General features: G+C 74.0%; 11 protein-coding genes. 6 read left to right on the top strand and 5 right to left on the bottom strand.

Annotated features, from left to right (window positions below):
* Nucleotides 1-88 precede the first annotated feature (88 nt).
* Both JT723_RS25730 and JT723_RS25725 read left to right on the top strand, forming a co-directional pair.
* On the top strand, nt 89-1,000 hold the full coding sequence (locus JT723_RS25730) for a hypothetical protein (protein WP_240166191.1): 912 nt from the start codon (nt 89-91) through the stop codon (nt 998-1,000).
* Nucleotides 1,000-2,337: an adenylosuccinate synthetase gene (locus JT723_RS25725; protein WP_205047172.1), complete on the top strand. Its 1,338-nt coding sequence runs from the start codon at nt 1,000-1,002 to the stop codon at nt 2,335-2,337. Before JT723_RS25730 ends, JT723_RS25725 begins: the two co-directional genes overlap by 1 nt.
* Here the strand turns inward: JT723_RS25725 and JT723_RS25720 are convergent.
* Complete coding sequence (locus JT723_RS25720) at nt 2,262-3,080, bottom strand: M15 family metallopeptidase (protein WP_205047171.1); 819 nt, start codon at nt 3,078-3,080, stop codon at nt 2,262-2,264. The two genes, JT723_RS25725 and JT723_RS25720, sit on opposite strands and share 76 nt — an antisense overlap.
* Nucleotides 3,081-3,117: 37 nt before the next feature.
* Between JT723_RS25720 and JT723_RS25715 the strand changes: the two genes are divergently transcribed.
* Nucleotides 3,118-3,726, top strand: a complete 609-nt coding sequence (locus JT723_RS25715; RefSeq protein ID WP_205047170.1) for an NUDIX domain-containing protein — start codon at nt 3,118-3,120, stop codon at nt 3,724-3,726.
* Here the strand turns inward: JT723_RS25715 and JT723_RS25710 are convergent.
* Nucleotides 3,696-6,092, bottom strand: coding sequence for a glycoside hydrolase family 31 protein (locus JT723_RS25710; protein ID WP_205047169.1), 2,397 nt, complete (start codon nt 6,090-6,092; stop codon nt 3,696-3,698). The two genes, JT723_RS25715 and JT723_RS25710, sit on opposite strands and share 31 nt — an antisense overlap.
* 181 nt (nt 6,093-6,273) lie before the next feature.
* Between JT723_RS25710 and JT723_RS25705 the strand changes: the two genes are divergently transcribed.
* Nucleotides 6,274-8,292, top strand: a complete 2,019-nt coding sequence (locus JT723_RS25705) for an acetoacetate--CoA ligase (protein ID WP_205047168.1) — start codon at nt 6,274-6,276, stop codon at nt 8,290-8,292.
* Between the two features lie 7 nt (nt 8,293-8,299).
* Here the strand turns inward: JT723_RS25705 and JT723_RS25700 are convergent, their stop codons facing one another.
* Nucleotides 8,300-9,628, bottom strand: a complete 1,329-nt coding sequence (locus JT723_RS25700) for an aminotransferase class I/II-fold pyridoxal phosphate-dependent enzyme (RefSeq protein WP_205047167.1) — start codon at nt 9,626-9,628, stop codon at nt 8,300-8,302.
* A gap of 84 nt (nt 9,629-9,712) precedes the next feature.
* Between JT723_RS25700 and JT723_RS25695 the strand changes: the two genes are divergently transcribed.
* On the top strand, nt 9,713-11,104 hold the full coding sequence (locus JT723_RS25695; protein WP_307794013.1) for an MFS transporter: 1,392 nt from the start codon (nt 9,713-9,715) through the stop codon (nt 11,102-11,104).
* A 31-nt stretch (nt 11,105-11,135) separates the two neighbouring features.
* Entirely contained in the window at nt 11,136-12,176 is a 1,041-nt protein-coding gene (locus JT723_RS25690) for a DUF8829 domain-containing protein (RefSeq protein WP_240166190.1), read from the top strand.
* 75 nt (nt 12,177-12,251) lie between these two features.
* On the opposite strand, the gene ptsP is transcribed toward JT723_RS25690, so the two are convergent.
* A complete protein-coding gene (gene ptsP, locus JT723_RS25685; protein ID WP_205047166.1) occupies nt 12,252-13,922 on the bottom strand; it encodes a phosphoenolpyruvate--protein phosphotransferase in 1,671 nt (556 codons plus the stop codon).
* Nucleotides 13,923-13,933: 11 nt separating this feature from the next.
* Nucleotides 13,934-14,383: a PTS sugar transporter subunit IIA gene (locus JT723_RS25680; protein WP_205047165.1), complete on the bottom strand. Its 450-nt coding sequence runs from the start codon at nt 14,381-14,383 to the stop codon at nt 13,934-13,936.
* Nucleotides 14,384-14,564: the final 181 nt, after the last annotated feature.

Here is a 14,564-nt window from a genome sequence, read left to right as displayed (position 1 = left end):
CTGCCGCACCCGACCATCACACCCGACCATCTGCACCACCGCACAGCACGGCACACCACCGCACAGCACACCGTCACAAGGGGGAACCATGGGCAGCGGAAGCTGGTCCACCAACGTCTACGACGCCGCCGCGCGCTACCGCGCGGCCTCCGGCGCCGACGCGTTCGCGTACAGCGACCACGTCAGGCACAGCGCGCCCCGGCACACCTGGCGCGCCCACCAGTCCCTCGACCCGCACGGCCTGACGGTGCGGGAGAGCAGGGACTCCGCCGAGCACCCCGACTCGCTGGCCATCGCGGTCCTCTTCGACGTCACCGGCTCCATGGGCGGCGTCCCGCGCACCCTGCAGACCAAACTGCCCGATCTGTTCGGCCTGCTGCTGCGCAAGGGCTACGTCCGCGACCCGCAGATCCTCTTCGGCGCGGTCGGCGACGCCACCTGCGACCGGGTTCCGCTCCAGCTCGGCCAGTTCGAGTCCGACAACCGCATGGACGACGACCTCGGCAACATCCTGCTGGAGGGCGGAGGCGGCGGCCAGATGACCGAGTCGTACGAACTCGCCCTCTACGCCATGGCCCGGCACACCGACATCGACTGCCACACCAAGCGCGGCCGGCGCGGCTACCTCTTCCTCATCGGGGACGAGATGCCCTACGGCAAGGTCAAGGCACGCGAGGTGAAGGCCGTACTCGGCGAGACGATCCGCCACGACATCCCCGTCCAGGACATCCTCGCCGAGCTCAAGCGCAAATACCACGTCCACTACATCCTCCCGGCCGGCGCCTCCTACGCCGGCAACCCCGAGGTCCTCACCCTGTGGCGCCGGCTGCTCGGCCAGAACGTGATCGAGCTGGACGACCTGGACGCCGTGTGCGAGACCATCGCGCTGACCGTCGGCCTCGGCGAGGAGGCCATCGACCTGGCCACCGGGCTCGCCGACCTGGCCGACGTCGGATCCACCGCGGTGGACACCGTCGCGCGGGCGCTGTCGGGCCGGTGATGGGCGCCGTCCACGGCCCGCAGGGGCAGCGGCACATCCTCGTCGCCGACCTCGGGTTCGGTGACGCGGGCAAGGGCGCCACCGTCGACCGGCTCTGCCGGTCCGGCGGTGTCGCCGCCGTCGTCCGCTTCAACGGGGGCGCGCAGGCCGCCCACAACGTCGTCACCCCCGACGGCCGCCACCACACCTTCGCCCAGTTCGGCTCCGGCACCCTGCACGGGGTGCCCACCCACCTGTCGCGCTTCACCGCCGTCGACCCGCTCGCGCTGGCCGCCGAGGCCGACCACCTGCGCTCCGTGGGGGTGCCCGACCCGTACGCGCTGCTCGGCGTCGACCGGGACGCGCCGCTGACCACGCCTTACCACGCCGCCGCCGGGCGGCTGCGGGAGCTGGCCAGGGGCGCGGCCCGGCACGGGTCGTGCGGGATGGGCGTGGGGGAGACCACGCGGTACGCCCTGGCCCACCCCGGCGACCAGCCGACCGCGGGCGACTGCTCCGCCCGCCCCCGGCTGCTGCGCCGGCTGCGGCTGCTGCGGGACCGGCTCACGGACGAGCTGGGGCCGCTGGGCGCCCCGCCGGTCGAGGCGTGCGCGGAGGCCTACACGGCCTTCGCCCGGGCCGTACGGCTCACCGACGGTACGCGGCTGCGCGAACTGGCCACCCGGGGAGGGCTGGTCTTCGAGGGCGCCCAGGGCGTCCTGCTCGACGAATGGCACGGCTTCCACCCGTACACGACCTGGTCGACCACCACCTTCGGCAACGCCGAGACGCTGCTCGCCGAGGCGGGCGCGGCCGGCGAGGGACTGCGTCTCGGCGTGGTGCGCACGTACACCACCCGGCACGGCCCTGGCCCGCTCGTCACCGAGGACCCCGAGCTGTCCGCGGCCCTGCCGGAACCGCACAACGGGCACGGCCGCTGGCAGGGCGCCTTCCGCATCGGCCACTTCGACGCGGTCGCGCACTCCTACGCGGCGGAGGTCTGCGGGGGAGTGGACGCACTGGCCGTCACGCACCTGGACGCGCCCCGCCGCTGCCGGGGCCTGCGGATCTGCCGCGCCTACGGCATCGACGGCGCCCTGGTGGAGAGGCTGCCGGCCGGCCCGCCCGGCGACCTGGTGCGGCAGGCCGAACTGACCGGGCGGCTGCTGCGCGCGGCGCCCGCGCTGTGGGACACCCCGGGCCGCGACCCGCGCCGCTGGAGCGAGGCGATCGGGTCACTGCTCGGGGCGCCGGTCCTGCTGGAGTCCTCAGGCCCCGCCCGTCAGCGGGTCAACGACCTGCGGTCGATGGGGAAGTCGAAGTACCTGTCGGGGAAGGGCTCGGCGTTGAGCGTGTAGTGCCACCACTCCTCCGGCAGGTTGGTGAAGCCCTGCGCCTGCATGGCGTTCAGCAGCAGCATCCGGTTGTCGTGCTGCACGCCCTGGATCCGCGGGTCGAGGGTGTGGGCGAGGGTGTCGAAGCAGTCGTAACCGGTGCCCATGTCCAGCGAGTTGTCGGGGAAGCGCTGGTCCTGCGGCCCGTAGCAGGGCGTCAGCGGCTCACCCGGCCGGTAGGGGCGGGTGGGCCTGGCCGGCAGCGGGACGACCGTCAGGTCCATGGTGCTGCCGCGACTGTGCCCGGACTTCGCGGCGATGTAACCGTCCGCGAACAAGCGGGTCTTGTCGACCTGCGGGTAGAACTCCGCCTTCATCGTGGTGTCGTCCAGGTCCTCCGCCCATCTGACGAAGTTGTCGACGGCACGCTGCGGCCGGTAGCAGTCGTAGACCTTCAGCGAGTAGCCGGTGCGCAGCAGCCGCAGCTGCACCTGGTGCAGGCCCTCGGCGGCGGCCCGGGTCAGGATGCACATCGGCTTGACGTAGCCGTCGACCGGCGCCCCGGTGAAGTTGTGCGGGGTGAAGTACCGGATCTCCTGGATGATCGTCGGGTCGACGTCCCGCAGCGCGACGAACTGCGCGGGCGCCTTGGGCTCGGGGTGCGCGGGGCGTGCCGTGCCCGCCTGCGCCGGGCCGCCCGCCGCGACCGCGACCAGTGTGGCGAGAGGCAGGACGAGTGCTCGCAGTAGAGAGGTGAGTTTCGGCATCCCCCTGACCTATCAGTTCCCGGGCCTGCCGCGACAGATGATCGGATACAGTCCCGGCGTGTCCGCTGCCGCTCCCGAACCCCCGACGACGCCCCCCGCGACCCCTCAGACGGCGCATCCCGCCAGGAACTCGCACTGCTCCGCGTGCGGCAACCGCTACCCGGACGGCGCCGGATGGCCGCGCCGCTGCCCGGCCTGCGGAACCGTCGCCTACCGCAATCCGCTGCCCGTCGCCGTCGCCCTGCTGCCGGTCCGCGGACCGCAGGGCACCGGACTGGTCGTCATCCGCCGCACCATCGAGCCGAGCCGCGGCGAACTGGCCCTGCCCGGCGGCTTCATCGACCACGGCGAGAGCTGGGAGCAGGCGGTGGTCCGCGAACTTGCCGAGGAGACCGGCATCGCAGCCGCCGCCTCCGACGTCGTCCTCGCCGACGCCCTCACCGACGAAGCAGGCGGCTACCTGCTGCTGTTCGGGCTGCTGCCGCAGCGCGACGCAGCAGAGCTCCCGCCCTCGGCCGCGACCGACGAGACAGAGGGCCACCAGTTGCTGCAGGGGCCGCAGGAGCTCGGCTTCCCGCTGCACACCCTGGCGGCCGGCCGCTGGTTCGCGGGCCGCTACGACGTGCCGCGCGCCCGTACGGTGTAGGCGGGCGCCGCACCGCCGTCCCGCTCCACGACCACCTCGCCGTCCTCCCAGCGCGTCACGAAGCGCTCCAGCCGCGGCTTGGCCCACCCCTCGGGGTCGCCGGTGATGACCACGCCGCCGCCGGTACGCCCCTTGCGCGGTGCCCACACCTCCAGCTCCGTCGTGCCGTCCGCGCCCGCCACCGGCAGCACCGCCCCGGCCCTGGCCAGCACCGGTATCCGCCCGAGCGGCGCGTCCAGCAGCACCTGGGCGCGCCCGCGGTGCGGCTCACCCGTCGCGGTGTCGTACCAGAGCCCGCGCGGCAGCCGTACCGCCCGGCTGGTCGCACCCGGTTCGAGCACCGGCGCGACCAGCAGCGAATCGCCCAGCAGGAAGGCGTCGCCGCACTCCCGCAGCGTTCGGTCGCCGGGCGAGTTCCACCACAGCGGCCGCACATAGGGCGCCCCCGTGCGGTGCGCGACATGCGCCAGGGTGACCAGGTACGGCAGCAGCCTGGCCCGCTCGGTGAGCGCAGCCCTGGCGTGCTCCAGCACCTGCTCGCCGAACTCCCACGGCTCGCGGCGCCCCGCGTCGATCGCCGAGTGCGTGCGGAAGAAGGGCAGATACGCGCCCAGCTGGAACCAGCGCAGATACAGCTCGGGCGACGGCGACCCGGTGAAACCGCCCACGTCGGGACCCGAGTACGGCACCCCGCACAGGCCGAGCCCCAGCACCAGCGACAGCGACGCCCGCAGCCCCGCCCAGCCGGTCGTCACGTCGCCCGACCAGCTGCCGCCGTAGCGCTGCATCCCCGCCCAGCCCGACCGGGAGAAGAGGAAGGGCCGCTGCGCGGGCCGCAGGTCGCACAGGCCCTCGTAGCCGGCGCGGGCCATGGCCAGGGCGTAGACGTTGTGCGCCTCGCGGTGGTCGCCGCCGCGGCCCTCCAGCGCGTGCCGGGCCGAGCGCGGCAAGGTGGCGTCGCCGAAGGCCGCGAAGGACACCGGCTCGTTCATGTCGTGCCACACCCCGGCGAAGCCCTGCGCGAGCCGCTCCGCGTACAGGGTGCCCCACCAGCTGCGCACCCGGGGGTCGGTGAAGTCGGGGAAGACCGCCTCGCCCGGCCACACCACGCCCCGCACCTCCTGGCCGCGGGCGTCCCGTACGAAGGCGTCCACCGCCCGCCCGCCGTCGTAGGCGGCAAGGCCCGGCTCGGCCTTCACCGCGGGGTCCACGATCGACACCAGGCGCACCCCCTGGTCGGCCAACTCCCGTGCCAGGCCCGGCAGGTCGGGGAAGCGCCGCGGGTCGGCGGTGAAGATCCGGTGGCCGTCGAAGTGGTCGATGTCCAGGTGCACCGCCGACAGCGGCAGGTCCCGCTCGCGGTAGCCGGCGACCACCCTGCGCACCTCCTGCGTGCTGCCGAACCCCCACCGCGAGTGGTGCGGCCCGAGAGCCCAGCGCGGCGGCACCGCGGGGCGCCCGGTCAGCGCGGTCCAGCCGGCCATCACGCGCGACGGCGTCCCGGTGATCACCCAGTAGCGCAGCGGGCCGCCGTCCATCCGGACCTCGCAGCCGCCCTGCCGGTCGTGGCCGGAGCCCGCGCCCTCCTCGCCGTCCCGCAGGGTGACCCGGCCGTCCCAGGTGTTGTCGTGGAAGACCAGGTGGCAGCCGGCGTCGGCGACCACCAGCTGCACCGGCATCGTGATGTAGAGGGGGTCGTCGCCCGGCTCGAACGAGCCGCCGGGGTCGGTGTTCCACAGCCGGTAGCTGCCCGCCGCGAGCCGCGGCCCCGCCGCCCGGCCGCCCAGGCCGTACACGCGGGCGTCGGCCGGCGTCTCCGAGCGCTGCACCCAGCGCGCCCCCGCCCCGCCCTCCTCCGCGCCGACCGGGTCCCACCAGCGCGGCGGCAGCTCGCGGCGCAGCAGCTTGCCGCCGGGTGTGCGGATCTCCACCGCGCCGTGCCGCGAGACACGCACCGTCACCCGCTCGGAGACCACCCGCCAGCCGTCAGGGTCGGGTTCGAGCACCGCCCGCGGATCGGCCTCCGGGCACCCCCCGGTCGTGCGCTCCCGCGGCGAACCCCACTTCGGGGTGCCCGCCACCGCGTACGACGGCTCCGGCTCCGCACCGTCCCAGCCGCAGAAGACCGCGCCGCCCACCCCGACCCGCACCCGCAGCACGGAACGGGCGAAGCGGACCGTGCCGCCGCCCGGCATCGGCTCGGCCTCCAGCGCCGCCCCCGGCACCCGCGCCCGCTCCCCGCCGCGTGCCGCGTCCGGCAGGTCCCGCGCGTCGATGCGCTGCCTGCGCCAGGCCGACCTGGCCGAACGCCACCCCTGGGCGGAACTCGCCATCCGTACCGACCGCAGCAGGTCCCGAGCATCCATGACCCCCACCTTTCCACTCCGTGCGCCCGCCACGCCGATCGTTCAGCCGGTGTTCACCTTGGGTGCGGTTCGTACCCACACACCGGGGTCCGCGCACCTGTGGCCGACCGCCCTGGCGCGCCGGACGATCACATGGCATCGTCCTGACCAGCCGTGCCGTGGACCGTCCTGGAGCCGCCCCATGACCAGTAAGACCGAAGCCGACCGTGCGCCGGAAGCCCTGTGGACCCCGGGGCCCGAGCGTGTCGCCCGGGCGGCGGTGACCCGCTTCCAGAGCTGGGCGCACGAGCACCACGGCGCCCCCGCCGTCACCGACGACGATCCGCAGGCCGGCTATGCGGCACTGCACGCCTGGTCGGTGCGCGAGACCGGCACCTTCTGGCGGGCGCTCACGCAGTGGTACGACGTGCGCTTCGGCACCCCCTCCGACACGGTGCTGGCCGACGCCTCGATGCCCGGCGCCCGCTGGTTCCCCGGCGCGACCGTCAACTACGCCGAGCACGCGCTGCGGCCCGCCCTGGACGCCGCACGCGCGGAACTGCCCGCCGTCCTGTACGTCGACGAGCGCATGGAGACCGGCGTCCTGAGCTGGGCCGAGCTGTCCCGGCAGGTCGCCTCGCTCGCCGCCGCGCTGCGCCGGCTCGGCGTCACCCCCGGCGACCGGGTCAGCGGCTACCTGCCCAACATCCCGCAGGCCGCCGTCGCGCTGCTGGCCACCGCGGCCGTCGGCGGCGTGTGGACCTCCTGCGCCCCCGACTTCGGCGCCCGCAGCGTCCTCGACCGCTTCCAGCAGGTCGAGCCGGTCGTGCTGTTCACCGTCGACGGCTACCGCTACGGCGGCAAGGAGCACGACAGGACAGCCGTCGTCGCCGAGACCCGCGCCGGGCTGCCCTCGCTGCGCGCGACCGTGCACATCCCGCTGCTGGGCACGGCGGCCCCCGAAGGCGCCCTTGAATGGCGGGACCTGGTCGCCGACGACCCGCAACCGGTCTACGAGCAGGTGCCGTTCGACCACCCGCTGTGGGTGCTGTACTCCTCGGGAACCACCGGGCTGCCCAAGGCGATCGTCCAGTCCCAGGGCGGCATCCTGCTCGAACACCTCAAGCAGACCGGGCTGCACCTCGACCTCGGCCCCGACGACCGCTTCTTCTGGTACACCTCCACCGGCTGGATGATGTGGAACTTCCTGGTGTCGGGCCTCCTGGTCGGCGCCACCGTGGTCCTCTACGACGGAAGCCCCGGCCACCCCTCGATCGAGGCCCAGTGGCGGGTCGCGGAGCAGACCGGCACCACCGTCTTCGGCACCTCGGCCGCGTACGTCATCGCCTGCCGCAAGGCCGGTGTGCACCCCGGCCGCGACTTCGACCTGTCCCGGGTCGGCTGCGTGGCCACGACCGGCTCGCCGCTGCCGCCCGACGGCTTCCGCTGGCTGCACGACGAGGTCGCCGAGGACCTGTGGATCGCCTCGGTCAGCGGCGGCACCGACGTGTGCAGCTGCTTCGCCGGCGGCGTACCGACGCTGCCGGTCCACATCGGCGAGCTGCAGGCCGCGTGCCTGGGCACCGACCTGCAGGCCTGGGACGCCCAGGGCCGCCCGGTCGTGGACGAGGTCGGCGAACTCGTCGTCACCAACCCCATGCCGTCGATGCCGGTGCGCTTCTGGAACGACCCGGACGGCGCCCGCTACCGCGAGAGCTACTTCGAGATGTTCCCCGGCGTGTGGCGGCACGGCGACTGGATCACCCTCACCTCACGCGGCACCGTCGTCATCCACGGCAGGTCGGACTCCACCCTCAACCGGCAGGGCGTCCGCATGGGTTCCGCCGACATCTACGAGGTCGTCGAACGCCTCCCGGAGATCCGCGAGTCCCTGGTCATCGGCATCGAGGAACCGGACGGCGGCTACTGGATGCCGCTGTTCGTGCAGCTCGCGGAGGGCGCGGAGCTGACCGACGACCTGCGCGCCCGGGTCAACGGCGCGATCCGCGCCCAGCTGTCGCCGCGCCACGTGCCCGACGAGATCATCGCGGTCCCCGGCGTCCCGCACACCCTGACCGGCAAGCGCATCGAGGTCCCCGTCAAACGGCTGCTGCAGGGCGCCGACCTGGACAAGGCCGTCAACCCCGGATCGGTGGACGACCTGGACGTGCTGCGCTTCTACGAGCGGCTGGGCGCCGACCGGGCCGCGGGGCGCCCCTGACGTCCGCTCACCCCCCGTAGGTGTGCAGGGTCTCGGCCAGCACACCCGCGAAGTCCCCGGCCAGCCGCGCCGCGTCCGGCACCTCCAGATCCGCCGTGGTGATCCGCACCCCCGGCGGGGTGGAGGTGCGGAAGCGGGCGCCGCCCGCCACCCACCAGCCGTGCGACCGCAGCCCGTTGACCACCGCGGACTCGTCCCGCACCGGCACCCAGACGTTCAGCCCGCTCACCGCGTGCGCCCCGATCCCGTACCCGGCGAGCGCACCGACCAGCGCCTCCCGCCGCTCCCGGTACGCCACCGCCGCGCTCGCCACCAGCGCGCCGGTGGCCGGGTCGGCCATCAGCCGCACCACCGTCTCCTGCAGCACATGGCTGATCCAGCCGGAGGTCAGCAGCAGCCGCCCGTCGTGCCGGGCCAGAGTCGTGGCGTCGCAGGCCAGCGCCGTCCACCGCAGGTCGGTGCCCAGGTGCTTGGAGACGGTGCGGATGTGCGCCCAGCGGGCCGGCCCCTCGTCGCCCGCGGTCACCAGCGAGTGCAGCGGGCCGCCCGCGGTGTCCGCGCTGTGGTCGTCCTCGACGACCAGCACGTCGGGCGCTTCGGCCAGCACCGCGAGCAGCTCGTCCCTGCGGGCCGCCGACATCCGCGACCCGTACGGGTTCTGCGCCCGCGGACACAGCACCACCGCCCGCGCCCCGGCCCGCAGCGCCGACCGCAGCCCCTCGGGACGCAGCCCCTCGTCGTCCACCGGCACCGCCGCCGTCCGCAGCCCCAACGCCGGTACGAGGTCCAGCAGATGGTGGAAGCCCGGGTCCTCGGTCGCGACCGTGTCACCCGGCCGCAGCTCCACCGACAGCAGCCGCGCGATGCAGTCCAGCGCCCCGTGCGCGAAGGTCACATGGCTGTGCGGCACCCCGTCCCGCGCGAACCACGCACGGGAGGCCTCCTCCAGCTCCGGCAGCCGCGGCGACGCCCGGTGCGAGCGGGCGCCGGGCGAGAGCCGGCCGGGCGGCACCAGGTCGGGCAGGAAGGCCGGGTCGGGGTGCCCGCCCGCCAGGTCGCGCAGCCCCTCCGGCACCCGCGGCGGGCGCCGCGACGTCACCACCGGCGCCGGCGCCACCACCGTCCCGCCCCGGCCCTTGGTCACCACGATGCCGCGCCGCCGCAGCTCCTTGTACGCCGTCGCCACCGTCCCCGGGCTCACCCCGAGCCGGTCGGCGAGGGCGCGCACCGGGGGCAGCGCCTCACCCGGCCGCAACCTGCCGTCGGTGACGGCCTGTTCAGCCGAGGCGGAAATCTCCCTGGCCGTCGCACCCTGGATCGCATATTGTGTCGGCACAGAGCAGATTATGTATCAATACAAAAGCGGTGGCAAGTCATTTCACCAGGCCGGGCGCCGCCGCCGAGCCGAGGACGTGATGCCGTGCAGGGGGCACCGATGGTCGAGCGGGCACAACGGGCGCTGCGGATCCCCGACATACCCGGCGGCGCCGACGGGCGCCGGATGCTGTGGATCAACCTCGTCGACAAGATCGGCTCGGGCCTGTGGCTGTCGGTCACCGCCCTCTACTTCGTGGTCGTCGCGGGCCTGGACACCGGCAGTACGGGAATCCTGCTCGGCCTCGGCGGCGTCGCGGGCATCGCCGGCGCACCGCTCGCCGGCCGCCTCGCCGACCGCATACCCCTCACCCGCGTCCTGCACGCCGTCCAGGTCCTGCGCGCCGCATCGGGGCTGCTCCTGCTGGTCGCCCACGGCTTCTGGCAGCTCCTGCCGCTCGTCGCCCTCGGCAGCCTCGGCGAACGCGCCGCCGCGGTCCTCACCAAGCTCTTCGCCGCCCGCGTCGCCGGCCAGGACCGCCCCCGCTACCAGGCCGTCCAGCGCACCGTCGTCAACCTCGGCTACACCATCGGCGGCCTCGCCGCCTCCGCCGCCCTGGCCCTGGGCACCACCGCCGTCTACCGGCTGCTGCTCCTCGGCGACGGCCTGTCGTTCGTCCTCGTCGCCCTGATGGTCGCCCGCTGCGCGGAACCGCCCTCCGCGACCAGGACGGTCATGGCCCGCACGCCCGCGGCGGCTGCCCCGGGGGCCGGATCCGGAGACGGATCCGGAGACGGAGACGGAGACAGAGGCGCGGGCAAGGCAGGACCCTGCGCGCCTGTCCGCGCGGCCAACCCCTGGCGCGACACCGGCTACCTGGCCTACGCCGCATTGGACTCGGTGATGTTCCTCTACGGCTGCGCCCTCACCGTGGGCCTCCCGCTGTGGATCGTCACCCGAACCACCGCACCGCACGGCCTGGCCGCCGCGGTCTTCGTCGTCAACACCGTCCTGGTCGTCCTGCTGCAGGTCCGCCTCGCCCGATACGGCAGCTCCTCGCGGGTCGCCGCCGACTCCCTGCGGCAGGTCGCCGCCTGGTTCGTCCTGGCCTGCGCCACCACCGCCTTCGCGGTCCTCGACGCCCGGTGGGCGGCGACCCTCGCCGTCGTGACCGCAGCGGTCGCCTTCACCGTGGTGGAGATGATCCAGTCCGCGATCTCCTGGGAGCTGTCCGTCAGCCTCGCCCCCGCACAGGCCCAGGGCAGCTACGTCGGCGTCCACGGCCTCGCGCAGTCCACCGCCCGCTGCGTCGGCCCGCTGCTGCTCACCGCCGGCGTCATGGCCGCCGGGCCGGCCGGCTGGCTCGCCTTCGGGGCGGTCCTGGCCGCAGCCGGTCTTCTCCAGCGGCGCCTGGTCCTGCGCCGCCTCGCCGAAGCCCGGCCGGAGCCCGCGGATACCCCGTTGTCAGTGGTGCCGGTTACAGTCAGTGAGCAGTAGGGATCACCGCATCCGGCTCACAGGGGGAAAGATGTCACGCACCAGCAGCACCCGTCGTAACGGCAGGACCGACCAGACCGGCGACCGCAGGCCGCAAAGCGCCGGGAAGCACACGAGGAAGCGCGACCGGAACCGCAACCGCGCGCGGAAAACGGCACCTTGGAGCCGTCGGCACCGCCCGCCCGGCCGCACCGCCTACCGCCGCGCCCTGCGCCGCGAGGCACCCACCGTGGTCGGACTGCTGCTCGACGACCACGACTTCGCGACCATGACCCGCTATCCGAGCTTCCCCTTCCGCGACTACGGACTGTATCTGCAACACCTGGACGGACTGCTGCGCTCCCTGCACGCCCAGGGCACCAGCATCACCGTCACCCTCTTCGACCCCGAGCACTACGCCGACCACTGCGCCGACACCCTCAGGGCGCCCGACACCCCCGACTCCCGCATCCACTACACGGCCGCGGTCACCACCGCAGGGCCCGCCGTCCGCTACACCCGCCAGCCGCTCGCGCTGCTGCGCACCCAACTCGCCCACGAGGCCGACCGCCGCGCCACCTGGGACCGCGCGAGCGACATCCTCACCGCGGCGGGCCAGTGCCCCGACTGCGAGGAAGCCGTCGCCCACTGCGCCTTCGACCTCGCCTCGCACACCCTGCTGCGCATCGTCGAAGCCGCCGGGACCGGCAGCCACCATCTCGTCTGCAGCCTCCCCACCGACGCCGGCGACTCGCTGCTCGCCACCGCCCACATCACCGCGGACCCCGACGGCGAACTCCACCTGTCCGACGGCGAAGCGCTCGTGCTGTGCACCGTCATGGCCGCCGCCCGCGTCAGCGTCCGCCCCGGCGGCCTGGTCCTGCGCACCACCGACGACCAGGGCAAGGACACCGTCTACGGCTGGTCCCTGCACCCGGAAGGCCCGCGCCCGCTCACCGAGGCCGAGGTCTTCAACGCCTACTGCACCGACCCCGACACCGGCGACCCCGTGCCACCGGAAGCCGGTGTCCGCTACCGGGCCGGCCTTCCCCTGCCACCCTCCCTGCCGGGCGACGGACCGGGCAGCAGATGACCCGGGGGAGCGAGGAAGGGCGTCCCACCCTGCGGTGGGACGCCCCTCCAGGAACCGCCTGCGGCGGCCGGCCGGCTACTCGCCGGACAGCACTCCCTGCACGGCACGCCGCGCCTCGTCGGCACTGTCGGTCGCCCGTGCGGCAGCCGCCGCACGCTCGCACTGCGCCAGCGTGTACTTCGCCAGCGTCGCCCGCACATACGGAATCGACGCCGCACCCATCGAAAGGCTGGTGACACCGAGACCCGTCAGCACACACGCCAGCAGCGGATCGGCCGCCGCCTCCCCGCACACGCCGCAGCTCTTCCCCTCGGCCTTCGCCGCCTCGGCGGCCAGCGCCACCAGGTCGAGCAGTGCCGGCTGCCACGGGTCCTGCAGCCGAGCCACCGCACCCACCTGCCGGTCGGCAGCGAAGGTGTACTGCGCCAGGTCGTTCGTGCCCAGCGACAGGAACTCGACCTCCTGCAGGATCGACCTGGCCCGCAGGGCCGCCGACGGGATCTCCACCATCGCGCCGAACTTCGCGGCGAGCCCCGCCGCACGGCAGGCGTCGGCGAACGCCTTCGCGTCCTGCCGGTCCGCCACCATCGGCGCCATGACCTCCAGGTACACCGGCAGCCCGGCCGACGCCGCAGCCAGCGCGCGCAGCTGGGACGCCAGCACCTCCGGGTGGTCCAGCAGCGAGCGCAGGCCCCGCACCCCGAGCGCCGGGTTCGGCTCGTCCGCGGGCGTCAGGAAGTCCAGCGGCTTGTCCGCCCCCGCGTCCAGCACCCGCACCACGACCCGGCCGCCGGGGAAGGCCTCCAGCACCTGGCGGTAGGCCTCGACCTGCTTCTCCTCCGACGGGGCCTTGGCGGAGTCGTCGAGGAAGAGGAACTCGGTACGGAAGAGGCCCACGCCCTCCGCACCCGCCGCCACCGCGGCCGGCACGTCAGCGGGACCGCCGACGTTCGCCAGCAGCGGCACCTTGTGACCGTCGGACGTCGCACCCGGACCCGAGGCCGCGTCGAGCGCCGCCTTGCGCTCGGCGGCAGCCTCGGTCAGCGCGGCCTGCTTGTCCGCGCTCGGATGCACGAAGACCTCGCCCGTGCTGCCGTCCACCGCGATCACGATGCCCTCGGCCAGTTCGCCCGCCCCCGGCAACGCCACCACCGCGGGCACCCCCAGCGCACGCGCGAGGATCGCGCTGTGACTGGTCGGCCCGCCCTCCTCGGTGACGAACCCGAGTACCAGCGCGGGGTCGAGCAGCGCGGTGTCCGCGGGAGCCAGGTCCCGGGCGATCAGTACATACGGCTCGTCGCTGTCCGGCACACCGGGCATCGGCACACCCAGCAGCCGCGCCACGATGCGGTTCCGTACGTCGTCCAGGTCCGCGACCCGGCCCGCCAGATACTCACCGGCACCCGCGAGCAGGGCGCGGTAGGAGGCGAAGGCGTCGTACACCGCCCGCTCCGCCGTGCTCCCCACGGCGACCCTGCGCTCGACGTCGCCCATCAGCTCCGGGTCGAGCGCCATCAGCGCCTGCGCTTCGAGCACCGCCTGCGCCTCACCGCCGGCCAGGTGGCCCCGCGCCTGGAGGTCCGCGGCCACCGCTTCCACCGCCTGCCGGGCACGACCCTGCTCACGAGCGGTGTCACCGGACGCGATCTGCTTGGCCGGCGGTTCGAGGACGGCCGTACCCATGTGCCGGACCTCGCCGATCGCCACACCGTGGCTGACACCGACACCCTGCAGCGTTGTCTCCATCGGTCCCCGCCCTACTTCCAGCTGAAAAGGGTGTCGCCCGCCGCCACGTCGGCGGACTCGACAAGACCGCCCAGCGCCTCGGCCGTGGCCTCAAGCGCGACCACCGGGCAGATCGGGGACTTGCCCGCAGCCTCCACACCCGCCGGATCCCACCGCACCACCGCCTGCCCGCGGGCCACCGTGTCGCCCTTGGCGACCAGCAGCTCGAAACCCTCGCCGTTGAGCTGGACGGTGTCGATGCCAAGATGGGTCAGCACACCGTGGCCGGCGTCGTCCACGACCACGAACGCGTGAGGGTGCAGGGAGACGATCACCCCGTCGACCGGAGACACCGCCTCACCGGGCTCGCGCACCGGGTCGATCGCGGTACCTGGACCCACCATCGCCCCGGAGAACACCGGGTCGGGCACAGCCGCGAGCCCGATGACCCGGCCGGTCAGGGGAGACGAAACGGTCGTCATAGGGGAAGCCTCCTCGATGCGGAGATCACAACGCCGTCACTGCCTGTCACGGGACGGCGAGCCGCGAGAGCAGCCTAAGTCATGCCAAGTGGGGATTCCGCCCGAGGCGTACTCGTCGCACAGCCGTCCGGATCCCTACCCCCGATTTGCTCCCCGCATGGGAATCCAGTAGGTTGGCACG

The organism is Actinacidiphila bryophytorum (genome assembly GCF_016916835.1).
Taxonomy (GTDB): Bacteria; Actinomycetota; Actinomycetes; order Streptomycetales; family Streptomycetaceae; genus Actinacidiphila; species Actinacidiphila bryophytorum.
Note: the sequence above shows the minus strand (reverse complement) of the source record. Positions and strands in the feature narration are given on the sequence as shown.